21 protein-coding genes are annotated in these 17289 nt (G+C 37.7%); 12 read left to right on the top strand and 9 right to left on the bottom strand.

Going from position 1 to position 17289, the window contains the following annotated elements:
• Positions 1 to 97: 97 nt before the first annotated feature.
• On the top strand, positions 98 to 943 hold the full coding sequence (locus ACLHDF_RS00255; protein WP_413917069.1) for an N-acetylmuramoyl-L-alanine amidase: 846 nt from the start codon (positions 98 to 100) through the stop codon (positions 941 to 943).
• Positions 944 to 1008: 65 nt separating this feature from the next.
• Here the strand turns inward: ACLHDF_RS00255 and ACLHDF_RS00250 are convergent, their stop codons facing one another.
• From ACLHDF_RS00250 to ACLHDF_RS00230, 5 genes are all read right to left on the bottom strand, one after another.
• A complete protein-coding gene (locus ACLHDF_RS00250; RefSeq protein WP_014459329.1) occupies positions 1009 to 1326 on the bottom strand; it encodes a DUF3243 domain-containing protein in 318 nt (105 codons plus the stop codon).
• Positions 1327 to 1542: 216 nt separating this feature from the next.
• Positions 1543 to 2049, bottom strand: coding sequence for a PCYCGC motif-containing (lipo)protein (locus tag ACLHDF_RS00245; protein WP_413918236.1), 507 nt, complete (start codon positions 2047 to 2049; stop codon positions 1543 to 1545).
• Between the two features lie 84 nt (positions 2050 to 2133).
• Positions 2134 to 2757, bottom strand: a complete 624-nt coding sequence (locus ACLHDF_RS00240; protein ID WP_413917068.1) for a class I SAM-dependent methyltransferase — start codon at positions 2755 to 2757, stop codon at positions 2134 to 2136.
• A 58-nt stretch (positions 2758 to 2815) separates the two neighbouring features.
• Entirely contained in the window at positions 2816 to 5377 is a 2562-nt protein-coding gene (locus tag ACLHDF_RS00235; protein WP_413917067.1) for a heavy metal translocating P-type ATPase, read from the bottom strand.
• A gap of 31 nt (positions 5378 to 5408) precedes the next feature.
• Positions 5409 to 5768, bottom strand: a complete 360-nt coding sequence (locus ACLHDF_RS00230; protein WP_413917066.1) for an ArsR/SmtB family transcription factor — start codon at positions 5766 to 5768, stop codon at positions 5409 to 5411.
• A gap of 586 nt (positions 5769 to 6354) precedes the next feature.
• Here ACLHDF_RS00230 and ACLHDF_RS00225 point away from each other — a divergent pair.
• Together ACLHDF_RS00225 and ACLHDF_RS00220 are read left to right on the top strand one after the other, a co-directional pair.
• Positions 6355 to 6594 (top strand): hypothetical protein, encoded by a 240-nt coding sequence (locus tag ACLHDF_RS00225; protein ID WP_413917065.1) that lies wholly within the window; start codon positions 6355 to 6357, stop codon positions 6592 to 6594.
• 80 nt (positions 6595 to 6674) lie between these two features.
• Complete coding sequence (locus ACLHDF_RS00220) at positions 6675 to 6827, top strand: hypothetical protein (protein ID WP_413917064.1); 153 nt, start codon at positions 6675 to 6677, stop codon at positions 6825 to 6827.
• A gap of 44 nt (positions 6828 to 6871) precedes the next feature.
• Here the strand turns inward: ACLHDF_RS00220 and ACLHDF_RS00215 are convergent, their stop codons facing one another.
• Positions 6872 to 7333 (bottom strand): hypothetical protein, encoded by a 462-nt coding sequence (locus ACLHDF_RS00215; RefSeq protein WP_413917063.1) that lies wholly within the window; start codon positions 7331 to 7333, stop codon positions 6872 to 6874.
• 386 nt (positions 7334 to 7719) lie between these two features.
• On the opposite strand from ACLHDF_RS00215, the gene ACLHDF_RS00210 reads away from it, so the two are divergent.
• The 6 genes from ACLHDF_RS00210 (at position 7720) to qoxD (ending at position 13372) form a co-directional block, all read left to right on the top strand.
• Positions 7720 to 8067, top strand: a complete 348-nt coding sequence (locus tag ACLHDF_RS00210; RefSeq protein WP_413917062.1) for a rhodanese-like domain-containing protein — start codon at positions 7720 to 7722, stop codon at positions 8065 to 8067.
• 296 nt (positions 8068 to 8363) lie between these two features.
• Entirely contained in the window at positions 8364 to 8942 is a 579-nt protein-coding gene (locus ACLHDF_RS00205; RefSeq protein ID WP_413917061.1) for a hypothetical protein, read from the top strand.
• A gap of 566 nt (positions 8943 to 9508) precedes the next feature.
• Positions 9509 to 10462 (top strand): cytochrome aa3 quinol oxidase subunit II, encoded by a 954-nt coding sequence (qoxA, locus tag ACLHDF_RS00200; RefSeq protein ID WP_413917060.1) that lies wholly within the window; start codon positions 9509 to 9511, stop codon positions 10460 to 10462.
• A 46-nt stretch (positions 10463 to 10508) separates the two neighbouring features.
• The gene (gene qoxB, locus ACLHDF_RS00195; RefSeq protein WP_413917059.1) at positions 10509 to 12452 is read left to right on the top strand and encodes a cytochrome aa3 quinol oxidase subunit I; all 1944 of its coding nucleotides are present in this window, start codon (positions 10509 to 10511) and stop codon (positions 12450 to 12452) included.
• Positions 12452 to 13060: a cytochrome aa3 quinol oxidase subunit III gene (gene qoxC, locus ACLHDF_RS00190; protein ID WP_013057825.1), complete on the top strand. Its 609-nt coding sequence runs from the start codon at positions 12452 to 12454 to the stop codon at positions 13058 to 13060. The genes qoxB and qoxC overlap by 1 nt, the downstream gene beginning before the upstream one ends.
• A 3-nt stretch (positions 13061 to 13063) precedes the next feature.
• Positions 13064 to 13372 (top strand): cytochrome aa3 quinol oxidase subunit IV, encoded by a 309-nt coding sequence (gene qoxD, locus ACLHDF_RS00185; protein WP_413917058.1) that lies wholly within the window; start codon positions 13064 to 13066, stop codon positions 13370 to 13372.
• A gap of 29 nt (positions 13373 to 13401) precedes the next feature.
• Here the strand turns inward: qoxD and ACLHDF_RS00180 are convergent, their stop codons facing one another.
• Together ACLHDF_RS00180 and ACLHDF_RS00175 are read right to left on the bottom strand one after the other, a co-directional pair.
• Positions 13402 to 13740 carry a hypothetical protein gene (locus ACLHDF_RS00180; RefSeq protein WP_413917057.1) on the bottom strand — a complete coding sequence of 113 codons (339 nt, stop codon included), beginning with the start codon at positions 13738 to 13740 and terminating at the stop codon, positions 13402 to 13404.
• A 1-nt stretch (position 13741) separates the two neighbouring features.
• Positions 13742 to 14521 (bottom strand): undecaprenyl-diphosphate phosphatase, encoded by a 780-nt coding sequence (locus ACLHDF_RS00175; protein ID WP_413917056.1) that lies wholly within the window; start codon positions 14519 to 14521, stop codon positions 13742 to 13744.
• Between the two features lie 181 nt (positions 14522 to 14702).
• Here ACLHDF_RS00175 and ACLHDF_RS00170 point away from each other — a divergent pair, with 181 nt between their 5' ends.
• The 3 genes from ACLHDF_RS00170 (at position 14703) to ACLHDF_RS00160 (ending at position 16725) form a co-directional block, all read left to right on the top strand.
• The gene (locus ACLHDF_RS00170; protein ID WP_413917055.1) at positions 14703 to 15116 is read left to right on the top strand and encodes a hypothetical protein; all 414 of its coding nucleotides are present in this window, start codon (positions 14703 to 14705) and stop codon (positions 15114 to 15116) included.
• A gap of 103 nt (positions 15117 to 15219) precedes the next feature.
• Positions 15220 to 15762, top strand: a complete 543-nt coding sequence (locus ACLHDF_RS00165; RefSeq protein ID WP_413917054.1) for a GNAT family N-acetyltransferase — start codon at positions 15220 to 15222, stop codon at positions 15760 to 15762.
• Between the two features lie 135 nt (positions 15763 to 15897).
• The gene (locus ACLHDF_RS00160; protein ID WP_413917053.1) at positions 15898 to 16725 is read left to right on the top strand and encodes an LCP family protein; all 828 of its coding nucleotides are present in this window, start codon (positions 15898 to 15900) and stop codon (positions 16723 to 16725) included.
• Between the two features lie 34 nt (positions 16726 to 16759).
• Here the strand turns inward: ACLHDF_RS00160 and ACLHDF_RS00155 are convergent, their stop codons facing one another.
• Positions 16760 to 17023, bottom strand: coding sequence for a hypothetical protein (locus tag ACLHDF_RS00155; RefSeq protein ID WP_013057818.1), 264 nt, complete (start codon positions 17021 to 17023; stop codon positions 16760 to 16762).
• Between the last annotated feature and the right edge of the window lie 266 nt (positions 17024 to 17289).

Genomic DNA, 17289 nt, shown 5'->3' with positions numbered 1-17289 from the left:
CCGATTACATATATATATAGAATGAGAGATCAAACATCAGGAAAGGCAGATGTTACTTGCAGGTTCTTTCATATTATGGTTGAAGGGAAAGGTTCAAATGAAAAAAGTATGGCTAGATGCAGGACACGGCGGTACAGATTCAGGGGCTTTAGGAAATAATTTGCGTGAAAAAGATATTACGCTCCAGCTTGTATTACATGCGCGGGCATATTTAGAACATAACTATTCAGTAGAGGTTCAAGTAACTCGTTCAACAGACGTGTTCGTTTCCTTATCAGATCGAGCGAACCGCGCTAATACATGGGGAGCGGATATTTTTGTTTCTATGCACATTAACGCTGGCGGAGGTACTGGGTTTGAAACGTACCGCTATCCATCAGAAGAGGGGAGTCAATCTTCTCTTTTACAAAAAGAGCTTCACACTGAGATTTTAACGATCATGCGCAAATTTGGAACCATTGCAGATCGCGGTTTAAAAACGGCTAATTACGCGGTACTGCGTGAAACAAATATGCCTGCTGTTTTAACCGAAAACTTGTTTATCGATACAACAGCCGACGCTGAAAAATTAAAAAATGCTACGTTCCTTCGTGAGGTAGGAGAAGCGCACGCGCGTGGAATTGCTGCGTATTTAAAATTACCGTCTAATCAAGTTACATTCTATACCATTCAATCTGGAGATACGTTCTATAGCATTGCAAAGAAGTATAATATGACTGTTCAGGAACTGCAGGATGCAAATCCAGGCGTCGATCCGACGAAACTGCAAATTGGACAGCAAATTGTTCTTCCCGTCACTACGTATACTGTACAAGAAGGAGATACGTTCTACAGCATTGCAAAGAAGTATAATATTACCGTTCAGCAGCTACAGGATGCAAACCCAGGAGTCGACCCGACAAAATTACAAATTGGACAGCAAATTATCATTCCCACTGTTTAATACCCGCAAATAAAAAAAGATGACACAGCAGCGTGTCATCTTTTTTTATTTGCCATTCTTTTTTCTTATTGGACCAATCTTACAAGCATATGGGCAAGGTGATGCTGCTGTTCTTCGTTTCCAACTTTCCATAGTTCGTGAAGCAGATTTTCCTCTCGGTTGCGCGGCTCTTCATGCTTAGCAAGATAGTCAGCTACTTTCTGAGCTGTTTTAGCCAGCTGTTCTTCGTTCATCCCTAACTTTTCACCTTTTGAGACCTTGTCCCCTAGATAACTTTTAAATCCTTCGAAGCTAGAGAGAATATCCTCTTTTTTCTCTTCGCTCATAGAATTAATTGCTCCTTCAACTTTTGCTGAATGATTTGTTTCTACAGAATTACTCATAGTTTTTTTCTCCTCTCATGGTTATAATTGGGTTTAGAAAGCATATTCCCTGAGAACTCAATAAATAAACGTTCAAATATGTTATTTTTAAATTATGGTGTTTTATAATAACTTAAAAAGGTGAAGTTAAACGAGATTTCACAAAACGATAATAAAATCAGTAAAAGACTTTGGATAAAGAAACCAAAGTCTTTTACTGATTTTTATGCTGAAGCATCATACCTCGGGCGTAGGAGTGGGCTTGGCATACCCTTCCTTATATTTATCATCAATTTCTTGACGAATGTCTTCTATGCTTTTGCCTTTGTTGTAGTCTACTACAGCTTGAGCCGCTATTTCTAAACAGACGCCGCATTTTGTTCCATGATCGTCCCACGTCACCGAGCCGTTTTCTTTGTTTTCAAAGATAAAACAGTCATAGTTGTTTTGATGTTTAGCTTCTTTTCCACACCCGCAGTAGCAAGGGATGTTTTCTAGTAGGGCTTGATGCTTAGCAGCAGCTGCATAAATAAGCTGCATATCTTCTGGCTTGTCAATAAGAAAAGAGGGGAGAGTGTCACTACTTTCCGTTTCTTCTCGTTTATCAGCTAATGTGTGCTGCTGGTGCTCTTCGTGTTGTGTTGTTTCTGTATTTTCGCTGCCTGCACTTTCTTTACTTTCGTTTCCGCATCCCGATATCATGCTTGTCGCAAGGACAATCGTTATGAACCTTGATTTCGTTATCAACATTTTCATCCTTTCTTCAGTTAAAGATAGACAATGCTATGTACATTAATCATGTTAAAAAGACATAAGTGGCCTTGGAAGTCATTCCTCGACTTTCTGTAAAATAATTTTCCGATACATACCTTTCAACATGACGCTTGAATTTTCCTTCAAAATAAGATGAGCCCGACTTGCTTCAAACACATGTTCAAAAGAGAGGCCAATATCCGTTCCTAGCAATTTTACGAAAGGACGGAATATTTTTTTAGGAAAAGCCGCTGATTTCTTTTTGGTTTCGAATTTATCAAAAATAAGGATAGTTCCCTTAGGTTTTACTACTCTTGTCATTTCTTTTAAAGCCTGCTCAGCGTCTGGTACTACGCTCAGGACCAAGCTTGCTACAACAGCATCAAATGAAAGGGAGTCAAAGGTTAGCTGCTGGGCATCCATTTGGTGAAAGGTTATAGATGAATTTTTGTATTTCTCTTTTGCTTTTTGAAGCATTTCACTGGAATAGTCGATTGCCGTTACGTTTACATTTTCGTGAGGAATAAAAGCTAAATCTGCACCTGTTCCAACACCTACAAATAAAATACGCTGTTCAGATGTAAAGTAAACATCTTGAAAGACTTTTTTTCTGGCTCGATAGAACATTCCGTTATTAAAAAACACGTCATAAAAAGGGGCCCAACACTTATAAATAAATTGATTCCAGCGATTATTCACGCAAACCCTCCTAGTAAATAAGCTTTCCAACACATGATGGAAAGCTTATTGATTACATTTATTTTTTCATTTTAAGTAAGCGAAGACTGTTTAAAATAACAAGTAGTGCCGCTCCTGTATCGCTTAAGACGGCAATCCACAAAGTAAGCCATCCTGGGAAGATAAAGGCTAAGGCAATGACCTTAACAATAATAGAAAACCAAATGTTTTGTTTGATGACAGCTAATGCTTTGCGGCTGAGCTTCATTGTATGAGGAAGCTTTTCTAAATTGTCTGCCATCAGGACAATATCAGCTGTTTCCATGGCTGTATCCGTACCAGCACCGCCCATTGCAATACCAAGATCAGCAGTGGCCAAGGCAGGGGCATCGTTAATCCCATCCCCAACCATAGCTGTTTGATACCCTTCATGTTGAAGCTGCTGTATGGCCTTTACTTTGTCTTCAGGCAGCAAATCGGCAAAGTAGCGGTCTACTCCGGACTGAGAGGCAATCATTTTAGCTGTTCCTTCATTATCTCCGGTTAACATCACAATTTGCTGCATTCCGTTTTGTTTGAGGCTGTCTAAAGCAGATACGGTAGTACGCCTGATAGTATCAGCTACGCCAAGAATACCTAGAATACTTTTAGCTGTTCCGACAATAATAATCGTTTTACCCTCATTTTGAAGCTTTTCAATATGAGACCAGCAGTGGGATAGAGGTGTTCCTAAATCTGAGAATAATTTTGGATTGCCTGCGTAATAAACCGTTTCTTGAATTGTTGCTTGCACGCCTTTTCCTGTAAGGATTTTAAAATTTGATCCTTGTAAAGAACGGACTTTTTTCTCCGTTGTATAATCCACGATAGCGCGGGCAATGGGATGATTCGAATAGTCTTCAAGCGTTTTTGTTATCGCTAAAAGCTGGCTTTCTTCAGCAGCAAGGGAAACAACTTCTGAAACGGCTGGTTTGCCTTCTGTCAGCGTTCCTGTTTTATCAAAAGCAATCGCATTGATTGCACCTGCTTTTTCTAAAAACGTACCGCCTTTAATTAGTACGCCGTTTTTCGCAGCATTTCCAATTGCAGATACAATGGCGACGGGAGTAGAAATGACTAGCGCACATGGACAAGCTACAACTAATAATTCAAGTCCCTTGTAGAACCACTCACTCCATGCACCATCAAACAGGGGAGGGACCACCATAATGAATAAAGCTAAAATAAAGACAATAGGTGTATAAATGGTCGCAAATTTATCGACAAATGCTTGAGTAGGGGCTTTCTTCTCTTGTGCCTCTTCTACTAAATGAATGATTTTAGAAATCGTCGTATCTTCGACTAGCTTTGTTACTTTAATTTCTAAAGATCCGCTTTCGTTAATTGTGCCGGCATAGACAGCATCACCAATTACTTTATCAACTGGAATAGATTCACCTGTAATAGAAGCTTGGTTGATACTGGATTCACCATTTATAATTTCGCCATCTAACGGAATTCGATCTCCTGGCTTTACAACAATCGTGCTGCCGATTGAAATATCTTCCGCTGCTTTTTTAATCAGCTGATCGTTTTCTTTCACCCATGCTTCAGAAGGAGCTAAATCCATTAAACCTCGTATCGAGTTTCTTGTTTGTTCAATTGACCTTGTTTGTAGAGCTACACCTAAAGCAAATAGCCAAACAACCGTAGCACCTTCAAGCCATTCGCCAATCACAGCTGCTCCCAGTGCTGCAACAGTCATTAAAACATTCATGTCTAAAGAACGGCTTTTAATTCCGTAATAAGCACTTTTCGCCGGTTTATATCCGCTAACAATCATGGCAATAGCATACAGTACAGTGGTCATATAAGAAACAATTCCTGTATGAGAACCAATAAAACCTAATGCGATGAGAATACCCGAAAAAACAATCACTCCATTTTTTCCTTTATGATGCCGAGACTCAACAGACTGCCTGCTGCTGGTGACTAAAGTGGCGGTATAGCCGGCTTTAGATACTTCTTTAATAATGTCATCGGCTTCATTATCGTGCTCAATTTGTGCTTTTCCCGTTGAGAAGTTAACGCGTACGTCTTTGACAGCAGGAACGGTTTTTAAATGATTCACAATCGTGTTTGCACAAGCGGCGCAGTCCATTCCATCAATCAGATATGTTTTCATTTTCTTATTTGATTGAAGAGGCTCAATACTAAACCCTAGTTTTTCTACTGAGTTTGGGATACGTGACAATGCTGACTCACTTGCCGCCGCCACTTGAAGCTTTCCTGTATTGTAGTTAAGAGTTACATGCTGAATATCATTTAACGTTTTTAAACTTTTTTCAATCGTAGCAGCGCAGGAAGGGCAATCCATTCCATACACGCGGTATTCGGCCGTTTCTTCTATGCCACTATCACTGGTTACTATATCGTGGTCGCCGCAGCAAGAATCCTGGCTTTTGTTAGCTGTTAAAGCAATTGTATCTGAACAGCAGCTGTGACTGTGTTCTTGACTCTTTGTGCCGCAGGAAGAAGGCTCTTCAGTAGAGGCGGCTTCGGAGGAAGAGGAGCAGCAGGCCTTACTTTCAATTTCCAGTGAAGAAGATGCGCTGCAGCAGCTTCCGGTATGCTGATGATGTTTTTTATCTTCGTGTTTCATTTTGTTCCACTCCCTATATGGTAAGAAAAACTTAAATGGTTACGTCTTCTTTTTCAGCAAACATAATATCAATTACTTGTTTAATATGTGCATCCCTTAAAGAATAAAAAGCTAACTTTCCTTCTTTGCGATAATTGGCAATTCCTATATTTCGTAGCATTCTTAAGTGATGAGAAGCAGTCGCAACAGTAGATCCTACAATATTGGCTACATCACATACACACAATTCCTCGCCTTTATACAGAGCCAAGACGATTTTAAGTCTTGTTTCATCTCCTAAAGCTTTGAACAGGGTAGAAACACCTTGAACAGCTTCAACATCGATAGAAGGCTTAATACGATTCACCTTTTCTTCATTAAAACAATAAATATCACAGCGGTCTTTTGGCATGATTTCCTCCTTCATTCAAACATTCAAATGATTGTTTGTTTATAATATATGTCAATTCTCAAAAATGTTCAAACATTTATTGATTATTCGGAATTTTATTTTAGAGCAAAACATACGTATAGGAAGAATAAAGATGCAAAGTATGCCTATTAGTGTATGTGCTTTGTACTAAATGGTGTGTGGAAGGAGAATAACTTTTAATGCGGACAAAGACAAAAAGCCCCCGTTATAGGTAGCCTCTTTATGACTTCTGAAATTAAGAGGAATAATCGAATATGGCGCAGACCATGTTCACTTGATTATTGTTTTAATCGATTGAATAATAAAAATGAAGGATTTCACCTTCTTGATTTAATTGAAAGTAAGGAACGGGAATCCATTTAAGTATGTTACTTTCCAGCATGCACCTCTCCCAACTTAAGTAATCTCTTTTACCATATCACAATTACCTAATATTTGTATGATTTTTATGATTTCTCCTATTACTTTCCCATTTTAAGGTGAGAAGTCTTAAAAATTACTCAGTTTAAAACAGTTGAAAAAAGAACATGTGTTCGATAAAATGAAAATTAAAGGAGCGAATTCTATGCGACAGTTACTTCAAGAAAGCTACTCTTTAAAACGACCTGTTGAAATTATTTATATGGACGATAAAGGATGTTTGACACAGCGATCTATTCTTGTGTATAAAATTTGTCCTGAGAGCATAAAAGCTTGGTGCTTATTAAGAAACGAGAAACGAACGTTTAAAATAGAGAATATCCTTTCATGTGGGTTCAGTGATAAAAGAAAAAAAGGCTTTAGACAGAAAGCTTCCTCACAGTAAGTACGACTTTTTCATGTCATTTCCTCTCATGGCGCGTGGAGTATGTTCACATACTATACCCACTAGAAAGGGGAATGGATATGACATCAAAGCAAGGAAATGAAACTAAACATCCCGCTAAAGGAAGAGCGAAACAAACAGATATGACAATGCAGAGGGAGCAAAAGCAGCATCAAGCACAAAGTGCATCTTTATCTCATAATAATTGTCGGGCAACCCTTGATGGCGATTGATTAAAAAAGGAAAGCTTCTGAAACTGAAGCTTTCCTTTTTTGTATTAAGTTAACTCGTATTTTTCTGATCCAATTACAATATAGTCTCTTGCTTGATATATGAACTTTACTGATTTCTCACCAACTTCGTACGAGTAATTCTCTAAAACATTGCTTTTTTGATTAATATAATGCATAAAAGCACGCTGAAAATAACCACTCTCAACAAAAAGTTCACCGGTTTTGTACAACTTTTCATGTGCTTCTTCCAGCCATTTTGTAATTTGGCTGTCGTTATTATTAAATGAAAGGATGTGTGCATAGCGATCTGATAAATCCGTCATATCCTCTTTATCCTGGTCAAAGTAAAAAATCTTTTCTTTTTTTGACTGCAGCCTTTGTTTATGCAAGGTAATATTTTTTAACAGTTCTTTTTCAACATCTTCTTCGGGACTTATATAGATGGGGCAGGTGCCTGCTACCTCACCTTGATCTGTAAATAATACAACATAGTACAAATCAAACATCATATCTCTCCCTTCGTGTGCTCATACTATCCTATCTTGCACATTTAGTTTTTAGAATCATTTTTCTAATGTTTTTGCAACATTGGTTCTAATGTATTACTCAGAAGCTAATCCTAGTTTTGAAGGTAAAGAAGAAGGGGAAATAAAAATAAAAATTTGCGTTTCTTCATTATAATAAGAAAAAACGATCTGTTTACTAGTATTTAAATCTTTTGAAAAATCAAAATAAATAATGATTGATTTCATCACTTTATTGTGGTTTCATAATAAAGTGTAAAAAAACCATTTTTCTTGCAGGGAAAAATGAAATAAAGTACTTCTGTGTTGATTCTTTCTTTTTCATATAGTATACATACAGGGGTATAGAAATTATTTGGGAGGAAAACATGGCGATACTATATATGAGCATAGGTATTTTGTTTTTATTAATTTGTTACAGTTTTTATAAACGCTATGTACCGGTGCAAGGAATAAAGAAAGTGACAACGGTGGACTGTGCTTCTAGCACAATCTCGTATGTAGATGTTCGTCATTTTCATGAAATGAAACAAAACCCCTGTCAAAAAGCAATCCATATTCCACTTCCTTATTTAAAGAGACAGCATGCAGAAATTCCGTATAAAGAAGTGGTGGTAATTGTTCCTGACAGTATTTCCCGAAATTTAAGCATTCGGCAGCTAAAAAAACATGGATATCAAGTCAAAGGATACATGTGTGCGGAAAGATGCGTGTAACAAAAAGAACAGCAAAAAATCCTTAAATTAAAGCTGTAACATATAAGCTAAACGATACCCATTTCAAAGTAGGTATCGTTTTTTTGTCGTGAAGACGAGAAGGGGAGTAGCAATCGGTTTCTTTTGGTTCAACAGATACTGAGTCTTTTAGCGTGTTTTTATGTCAAAAGGTTTGAAAAATTGCTTTTGTGGTTAAAAAAAACGTAGTTCTCCTAGTGCATAGACAGAGGTATAATAGGAAGTTATAATTTAGACAATTACATAAAAGGGGAGTAAGCTAAGGAAGGTGAATAGATGTGCGAAAGATAAAGCGGTTGCTATTTCTGTTCATTTGTATAGCGGTTGTAATTGTTGCATATGAGATGATTCGATATCCGATTGAAAACAATGCTGCAAGTGTACAGCATCACTTGCGAAAATGGGAGCATAAAGAAAGTATTGATGGCTCAGCAAAGATTACGCTGCAAGATTTTAAACAGATTGATCACTCTAATACATATGTAGCCTTATTCTCCATACCTGGTGATAAAGAAGGAATGGCCGTATTGAAGCAAGGATGGAACAAACGTCTGCGCATTGAAGTCAGTACCAAAATGAGTAATTTAGTGGATTATGATGACATACATACAAATAAAGGGACATATGCGCTGTTTACAGGAACCAATAGAAGTAAACAAATTGAGCGGGTAAAGGCAGCTTTGGTGCACGATACATATACAATTGATGCCGCAGTTCCAAAAAGTGATTATTTTGTGCTGTATGAAAAAATACCGAGTCATATTAAACATCCGTTTCCAGCAACGACAACGCTGTTAGATAGAGCGGGGGATGACATTACGGTTAAAGAATTTATGGATCAAGAGCTGCGTGAATAACACGCAGCTTTTTTCATTAATAAAAAGCCTTCTTGAAAAAATTCACGTTTTGTTCATATTTTCGAGAGAAAGAATTTTAAGCAAAAAAATCAAATATTTGCTACAAAATAATAGTGATTTAACGGGTAAAATAATTTTCATACAGAACGTCACATTTTCTTTGAAAATTTGTCACAAAATATTCAATTATGTCGATGTTTATTGATATATCAATGTTGGAGCAAAGATACAAAGCCGATTTTGCAGTTATTCCTAAAGAAATAGTTAAGAAATGGGAGCTTAATCCTTTTATTTACATTTATTCATACCAAATTATGTGATAGAATATCGCAAGGTTGAAGCACTCTAACCCCATTGGTACAGTCACTATATTAGAATATTTTTAATATAAAAAATAAAACAAAAGGGACGAAAAAAATGTCATTTTGTATTACAATAGTAGTGGCCTACAAATAAGGGGAAAGAGAGTCTGTATAAAAATGTCGTTATCTCACGAAAGATAGCGCATTTTGAATGTTCATCAATATAGGCTTCGCATCATGTGTTGTTAGAAAGGAGAGTTTTAAGTGAAACCAAAAAAAGGATTTTGGAAGCTAGTAGGTTTACTATCTGCGCTTTCACTAGTATTTTTGAGCGGTTGTTCAAAGCTTGCTGTATTGAACCCGCAAGGTCCTGTTGCAAAAACGCAATCTGATTTAATCATTTGGTCTATGTGGATGATGTTGATCGTGGTTGTTGTCGTATTTGCTATTTTTATATTTGTTCTTGTCAAATATCGTGAAAAACCTGAAAACATGGACTATGAGCCACCTGAGCAAGAAGGTAACTTAAAGATGGAGGTTATTTGGACGGCGTTCCCAATCATCATCTTAATTCTATTAGCAGTGCCAACTGTTAAAGCGATCTATTCTGCAGAAGAAGTACCGGCAGAATCTAAGGATAAAGATCCAATCGTAATTCACGTTACATCTGCAAACTGGAAATGGATTTTCAGTTATCCGGAACAAAATATTGAAACGGTTAACTATGTAAACATTCCAGCTGATACGCCAGTGAAATTTGAGTTAACATCTCAAGGACCTATGAACTCATTCTGGGTACCAGAACTTGGTGGACAAAAATATTCGATGAACAATATGTCAATGCCATTATACTTAGAAGCTGATAAGCCTGGTTCTTATCTCGGACGTAGTGCTAACTTCTCTGGTGAACATTTCACTCAAATGCAGTTCGAAGTTCAAGCTCAAACGGACAAAGACTTCAAAGAGTGGGTTAGTGATGTAAAAAGCACAGCTGGTAAATTGACTGAAAAGAAATATGATCAAATCCTAAGCCCAGGCGTTGTTGGACGTCAAACTTACAATGGTACACATTTAAAATGGGTTGACCATGCAAAAGATGTATACATTCCTGGCAAAGAGCTGGAACGTGGTACAGGACATGACCACAGCAAGATGAAAGAAGACGAAAAAACAAGTAATGAAGAAATGGAAAACATGGATCACTCAAATCATGAATAACATTCATTTATTACACTAAATAACGCAATGATTGGGGGAAGACATAATGAAGCTAGATGAATTTTTCGTCACTGGCGAACCTATGATTTACGCTGCTGATGCAGCGATCGCTATGACGGTCATCGGTATCGTTTTTGTCTTAACATATTTCAAGAAATGGAAATGGTTATGGACAGAATGGTTAACAACAGTTGACCATAAAAGACTCGGTGTCATGTACATCCTTTCAGCTGTATTAATGCTTTTCCGCGGCGGAATTGATGGAATCATGATGCGTATGCAGCTTGCATTCCCGGGCATGAACATTTTAGATGAACATCACTACAACGGAGTCTTCACGGCTCACGGTGTTATCATGATCTTATTCATGGCAATGCCGTTTATTATCGGACTAATGAACGTAATCGTACCACTACAAATTGGTGCGCGTGACGTAGCATATCCGTTCTTAAACGCAATTAGTTTCTGGACATTCTTTATGGGAGCAATGCTATTTAACCTTTCTTTCGTAATCGGGGGAGCTCCTGATGCAGGTTGGACAAGTTATTTCCCGCTTGCAGGTAAAGAATTTAGTGAAGGCATTGCAAACAACTTCTATGCCGTTTCACTACAGATTGCTGGTGCTGGTACATTAATGACTGGTATCAACTTCTTTGTAACAATCTTAAAAATGCGTGCCCCTGGCATGACAATGATGAAAATGCCAATGTTTACTTGGTCAATCTTCATCACATCAATTATTATTATTTTCGCGTTCCCTGTATTAACAGTAGCGCTTGCACTTATGACACTTGACCGTGTATTCGGAACAGCCTTCTTTACAATGGCTAACGGCGGTCTTCCAATGATGTGGGCTAACTTATTCTGGATTTGGGGTCACCCTGAAGTATATATCGTTATTTTACCGGTATTCGGTGTCTTCTCAGAAGTTATCAGTACACATTCTCGTAAGAACTTATTCGGTTATAAAGCAATGGTAGTATCAATGGTCGGTATCGCGTTCTTAAGTTACATTGTATGGGTGCATCACTTCTTTACAATGGGTAACTCACCGTCAGTTAACTCGTTCTTCTCAATTACAACGATGTTAATCGCCGTACCAACCGGAGTTAAAATCTTTAACTGGCTCTTTACAATGTATAAAGGCCGTATCAAATTTACGACTGCGATGCTTTGGTCATTAGCGTTTATTCCAAACTTCGTAATCGGTGGGGTAACAGGGGTTATGCTTGCGATGGCATCAGCCGATTATCAATATCATAACAGTTACTTCCTAATTGCTCACTTCCACTATGTATTAATCTCTGGTACAGTGTTTGGCTGTTTCGCAGGTTTATACTACTGGTATCCAAAAATTTTCGGTCACACGCTGAACGAAAAATTAGGAAAAATTTCATTCTGGATTTTTGTTGTTGGATTTAACGTATGTTTCTTCCCTCAATTCTTCCTAGGTCTAGACGGTATGACTCGTCGTATGCAAACTTATGCAGACAACCTTGGCTGGAACGGATTAAACTTAGTTTCAACAATCGGTGCATTCTTAATGGGTCTTGGCTTCTTCGTATTAGTAGTTAACTTATTATACAGTGCATGGAAAAACAAACGCGACACTGCAAACGATCCTTGGGATGGTCGTACACTTGAGTGGTGGACTAAATCACCAGTTCAAGCTTACAACTTTGCAGTAATTCCTCATGTAAAAGAAATGGATGCATTCTGGCACATGAAAAAACGTAATGAAACAGAAATTAAAGCAGAAGACTTAAAACCAATTCACTTACCAAGCAACTCTGGTGTGCCGTTTATCTCAGGTATTTTCTGGTTTATCGGTGGATTTGGCTTAGTATTTGAATGGATGCCACTGGCTATCTTCGGCTTAGCAGGTATTTTTGCTTGTATGCTTGCTCGTTCATTTGATTATGATCCGGGCTTCTATGTAAAAGTAGATGAAATTAAGAAGGTTGAAGGAATTACAGGGGGTGACAAATAATGGCAGGGCATTTAGATAAATCATTGCCGTTAGAATACCAAGAAGAACAAAGTCGCCTGAATATCCTTGGATTCTGGATTTTCTTAGGTGCCGAGATCGCGTTGTTCTCTACGCTGTTCGTAACGTACTTAACGTACCATACGCGTACAGCGGGTGGCCCTACTGCAGAAGAACTGTTCGTTGTTAAAGATTTTATGATTGAAACATTACTATTACTATTCAGTAGTTTCACGATGGGAATTGCCATCTTTAAAATGCGTAACAATGATTTAAAAGGACTTTTAGTCTGGTTTGTTATTACGCTTGTCCTTGGTGGAGGATTCCTTTTCTACGAAATTCGTGAGTTTTATATGTACGCAGTTCACGAAGGTGCAACAATGCAAACAAGCGCCTTCTTATCAGGGTTCTTTACACTACTTGGAACGCACGGTCTTCACGTAACAGTTGGTGTATTCTGGGCAATTAGTATTATTATTCAGTTAGTAAGACGAGGATTAACACCAGTTACTGCTCGTAAAGTATTTATTATTGGGTTATACTGGCATTTCCTTGATGTTGTATGGATCTTCATCTTCACGCTTGTATACTTGAACGGATTGGTGGGATAAGACATGGAAAATAAACAAGGCCAAAAAGCAGGATTTCCGCTTAGTCATGTATTTGGGCTTATCCTTTCACTAGCCTTAACATTTGCAGCGCTTGGTTTAGTAATGTTAGCTGATCTATCAAGAAGCATTACGATGACTCTTATCATGATCCTAGCGTTATTACAAGCAGCAATGCAGCTAGTAATGTTCATGCACATGACTGAAAGTGAAAATGGTAAAGTACAGGTTGCCAACATTCTTTACAGTTTCTTTATTGCACTTTGTATCGTGGTTGGTACACTGTGGATTCTTGCAGCTCACTTTAACCATTAAAAATAAAACCACTTACTTCGGTAAGTGGTTTATTTTTTTTCATTCAGCTTATATTTCAATGTTTGATACTCTCCGGTTGGAACTTTTTTTACTATTTTTCCTTTGTCGTCCCTGTAGATATTCACTTGTTCGTACACTTCAATTCGGTATCCGCCTCTTTTTTCCGTTTTAACATGAACTTCTTTGACCGACATATTTAGCTGTTCCGCTTCGTCTTCATCCGCAGAGGTTTCAACAGCCCCTCCATCAAGTGAAAGGTGAGATAAGCTGTTAAACGACTGCTGGGAATTGTTATCAACATAGCTTGTCACGACTAAAATACCCGCAAAAAACAATACTAAAAAAAGCGTCCGGACTTTAATCTTCATCTTAAAACACCCCCGTAAACTGACAAACCAGTATGACTGCACCTAATATCCAGACGTAAACTGCAAACGTTTTTAATGAATGATGTTTTAAATAATTGATCATCCATTTTACTGCTACATAACCAAATAAAGCAGATGAAAGGGTAGCGACGAATAAAAAGAAAATAGAAAGTTGCTCAACTTCACCTGTTACTACATCTTTTAACTGAAGCAAAACCGCTCCGCAAATGGCCGGGGTTGACAATAAAAATGAAAAATAAGCCGCTGTTTCACGGTCTAATTTTCGCATTAGCGCAGCTACCATCGTTAAGCCCGATCTAGATACAGCAGGGAATATAGCAGCTGCTTGAAACGAACCGATAAAAAAGGCATCTCCGTATGAAATATGATCCATTTTTTTATAGCCATTCTTTACAGAATCACCAAACCATAAAAGCAGTCCGGTCGCAAGAAATTCCCAACCAATGGTTAATCCAGATTTAGAAATGCTGTCAAAATAGTCTTTGAACAAAAGACCAATAGCAACTGCAGGGATCGTTCCTATTACTAGAAGCCCTGTAAGCTTGCTAAACGGGTGGCGAATAATATGCCATAGCTCACGCTTATAAAACACAAAAACAGCAAGCAGAGTTCCCATATGCAGCATCGTATCTAAATATAACCCTGCATCGTCTAAGCCAAACAAATGACGACCTAAATACAAATGCCCCGTACTGCTTATCGGCAAAAATTCTGTAAGTCCCTGAATGATTCCCAAAATAAATGCTTCAAACCATGACATCTTATCACCTCATACTGCGTGTCCTTATTAGTAGTGTATAGAGGAAGTTATGAGAACATGACAAAAACATGGAAGTATAGGGAGTCATTTAGTGAAATAAATACATAAAAATAGGTCATAGTATAAGAAGAGACGACCATTCTTATCTCCATCTCATCCACAATGGAAAGAGGTGCTAGAAATGATACGAAAATGGGTTGCTGTATGCATCGTATTCGCTGCTTTTATTTTTCCACAAGCAGTAAGTGCCGAACAGCCAAAAGTAGAGGTATTTCAAATTGAAACGGGCAAAGTCGTTCGTTCAACGCTCAAACCTCCAAGTGTTCAAAAAGAAGCTGAAAAAAGTATTGCGTCCATTACTGGTTTATATAAAAAGGTAAGTCCGATTCCAAAAAAAGGATATCTTGTTAAAGTGCCTCTTGATCCAGCTATAAAAATTGAAAATAGGTCCGTCAACACGCTGGCAAGTGAAGTTATTTTTGTTCTTGCGCCAAATCAAAAGCCTATTATGATGGTATTTGATAATGAAAATAGAACGTATTTTTTTGAATTTACTCACGATATAACTCTTCTTAGAAAAGCATTACAGCTATAAGTCATCGAAATGATGGCTTTTTTTTACATAAGTAGTTGACAGTTTATTATGATAAATGTAAAATATTTAGAAAAATCAGAAATAAATTAAGGGGGAGAATTATGTGATAGCTCTACGACCGTTCTCCAAAAAAGATTTTAAACAGCTAATGGAGTGGATTCCCTCTGAGTCATTTATGGTGCAATGGAGCGGCTCTAGCTTTTCTTTTCCACTTACTCCTAGACAGTTAAAGCGCTACATTCGATATGCAAATGAAGACGGTGCTTCTACCTATGCTTTTTCCGTCATAGATGAAAACGAGCAGCTTATTGGGCATATTTCTCTAGCTCATATTGATTATTGTCATAAAACAGGAAGAATCGGCCGAGTGCTTCTTGATGAAAAGTATAGAGGAAAAGGGCTTTGCTCGCATATGTTTGAAAAAGTGCTAGCTTTCGGTTTTGAAGAACTGGGTCTTCACCGAATTTCGCTTGGGGTATTTGATTTTAACGAGCGAGCGATTCAGTCCTATGAACGAATTGGCTTTACACGCGAAGGTCTTCTTCGGGATGTCCGTCTTGTAGATGGACAGTACTGGAGCTTAATTGAAATGAGCATGTTAGAAAGTGAATGGGCACAGCGTGATGTCCATCAAAAATCAAGCTGAATAAAGCTACTAGTGAAAAGCCAGCTTCTGAACAAGCGGGCTTTTTTGATGTATGCTTAATTTCCCCAAGAGGGTATAAAATTTCATTCATTAAGGCATATAGAGAGTAAGTGATGTGAAAAGGAGACCGTATGAATGAAAAAATACAAAGCAGGCATCTTAGCAGCATGTATCTTGCTTTTAGGCACCGCAGTATTTGGAATCATCTATCAACAGCAAACATCTGCTAAAGAGCAGTCTCACTCGTTTAATGTACTGGTTATGGGCGTGGATGAAAGGCCAGGCGATACGGGTCGCTCAGATGTATTAATGGTGGTCAACTTAGATAAAACTCATAACAAAGCAAAAGTCATGCCAATTCCTAGAGATACGCGCGTACACATTGATGGAAAAGGAACGGATGAGAAAATTAATCATGCTTATCGATACGGCGGCATTCCTTTAACCGTACGCACGGTTGAGAACTTCTTAGATATCGACGTCGATTATTATGTAAAAGTAAATATGGAGGGGTTTAAAGATGTAGTAGATGAACTTGGAGGAGTGAACGTTCATAACCCATTTCCTTTTGTGTTTAACTCATTTATTTTTCCAGAAGGAGAAAATGCATTGAACGGTGAAAAAGCTCTTGCCTATGTGCGGATGAGACACGAAGATCCCAAAGGAGATTTAGGAAGAAATAATCGCCAGCGCCAAGTAGTGGAAGCCCTATTAGATAAAGGAATGAGCATGTCAACGGTAAAAAATATTCCAATCCTTCTCACGCTTGCAAAGAAGCATATTCGAACGAATATTGATGTCAGCGATGCATTTACGATGTATAACGTAATTAAGAATGGGCGGCCTGAATTCGAAACGGTAACGGTAAAAGGAGAAGGACAAATGGTAGATGGTACATGGTATTATGTTGTAAAATCGTCTGAAAAAAAACAGCTAAGTGCTATGTTTCAACAAACTCATTAATAAAAAAGAAGGCTGAATTTCTTCAGCCCTCTTTTTATTCACCAATTTCTTCTTGACGCTGCAAGCAGGAAATTTGTTTTTTCTCTGGATGGACACCAAATGTGTAGCCCCACGTTTGCAATTTATCTAGAATGATTTCGTCTTTTTTAAAGCCAAAGATCATCACTACATCTTGGTTTTCATCTAAAAGCAAATACTTTTCATCTTTGCGCCACATCGTTAAGTTTGACGCATAGAAAAGATTCCAGCCGTTATTCATACGATGACCGGTTGCTTGGTTTTTATAGTTGACAATCATATTTCTTCCTCCATTAGTGAATCTTTCTAAAAGTAAAACTTCAAAGAATATTATAAACGTTCTCCTTCTAGAAATCTATCATTTATCCTGGTGAGTTGGACTCGCTGCAATGTTCATAAAATACATGTGATAAAAGATTTAGTATATAAGGATATATTTAGATAAAATAAAACTTGAAAAGTAAGAAAACGGAGATAAGAAGGGCCTAAAAGGGTATATAATTGAAAAAAATATAAGTTATATAGCTTTAAAGACTTAAAAACACG

The sequence above is a fragment of the Priestia megaterium genome, from assembly GCF_046599315.1.
Taxonomy (GTDB): Bacteria; Bacillota; Bacilli; order Bacillales; family Bacillaceae_H; genus Priestia; species Priestia megaterium_F.
The sequence above is the reverse complement of the archived record's forward strand: the minus strand, read 5'-3'. Positions and strand labels throughout refer to the sequence as shown.

Bases quoted from the DNA above. Each gene is read 5' to 3' on its own strand.
- ACLHDF_RS00255 (WP_413917069.1), top strand. From the start codon at position 98: ATGAAAAAAGTATGGCTAGATGCAGGACACGGCGGTACAGATTCAGGG.
- ACLHDF_RS00250 (WP_014459329.1), bottom strand. From the start codon at position 1,326: ATGAGTAATTCTGTAGAAACAAATCATTCAGCAAAAGTTGAAGGAGCA.
- ACLHDF_RS00235 (WP_413917067.1), bottom strand. From the start codon at position 5,377: ATGAAACACGAAGATAAAAAACATCATCAGCATACCGGAAGCTGCTGC.
- ACLHDF_RS00230 (WP_413917066.1), bottom strand. From the start codon at position 5,768: ATGCCAAAAGACCGCTGTGATATTTATTGTTTTAATGAAGAAAAGGTG.
- ACLHDF_RS00225 (WP_413917065.1), top strand. From the start codon at position 6,355: ATGCGACAGTTACTTCAAGAAAGCTACTCTTTAAAACGACCTGTTGAA.
- ACLHDF_RS00220 (WP_413917064.1), top strand. From the start codon at position 6,675: ATGACATCAAAGCAAGGAAATGAAACTAAACATCCCGCTAAAGGAAGA.
- ACLHDF_RS00215 (WP_413917063.1), bottom strand. From the start codon at position 7,333: ATGTTTGATTTGTACTATGTTGTATTATTTACAGATCAAGGTGAGGTA.
- ACLHDF_RS00210 (WP_413917062.1), top strand. From the start codon at position 7,720: ATGGCGATACTATATATGAGCATAGGTATTTTGTTTTTATTAATTTGT.
- qoxB (WP_413917059.1), top strand. From the start codon at position 10,509: ATGAAGCTAGATGAATTTTTCGTCACTGGCGAACCTATGATTTACGCT.
- qoxC (WP_013057825.1), top strand. From the start codon at position 12,452: ATGGCAGGGCATTTAGATAAATCATTGCCGTTAGAATACCAAGAAGAA.
- qoxD (WP_413917058.1), top strand. From the start codon at position 13,064: ATGGAAAATAAACAAGGCCAAAAAGCAGGATTTCCGCTTAGTCATGTA.
- ACLHDF_RS00180 (WP_413917057.1), bottom strand. From the start codon at position 13,740: ATGAAGATTAAAGTCCGGACGCTTTTTTTAGTATTGTTTTTTGCGGGT.
- ACLHDF_RS00175 (WP_413917056.1), bottom strand. From the start codon at position 14,521: ATGTCATGGTTTGAAGCATTTATTTTGGGAATCATTCAGGGACTTACA.
- ACLHDF_RS00170 (WP_413917055.1), top strand. From the start codon at position 14,703: ATGATACGAAAATGGGTTGCTGTATGCATCGTATTCGCTGCTTTTATT.
- ACLHDF_RS00160 (WP_413917053.1), top strand. From the start codon at position 15,898: ATGAAAAAATACAAAGCAGGCATCTTAGCAGCATGTATCTTGCTTTTA.
- ACLHDF_RS00155 (WP_013057818.1), bottom strand. From the start codon at position 17,023: ATGATTGTCAACTATAAAAACCAAGCAACCGGTCATCGTATGAATAAC.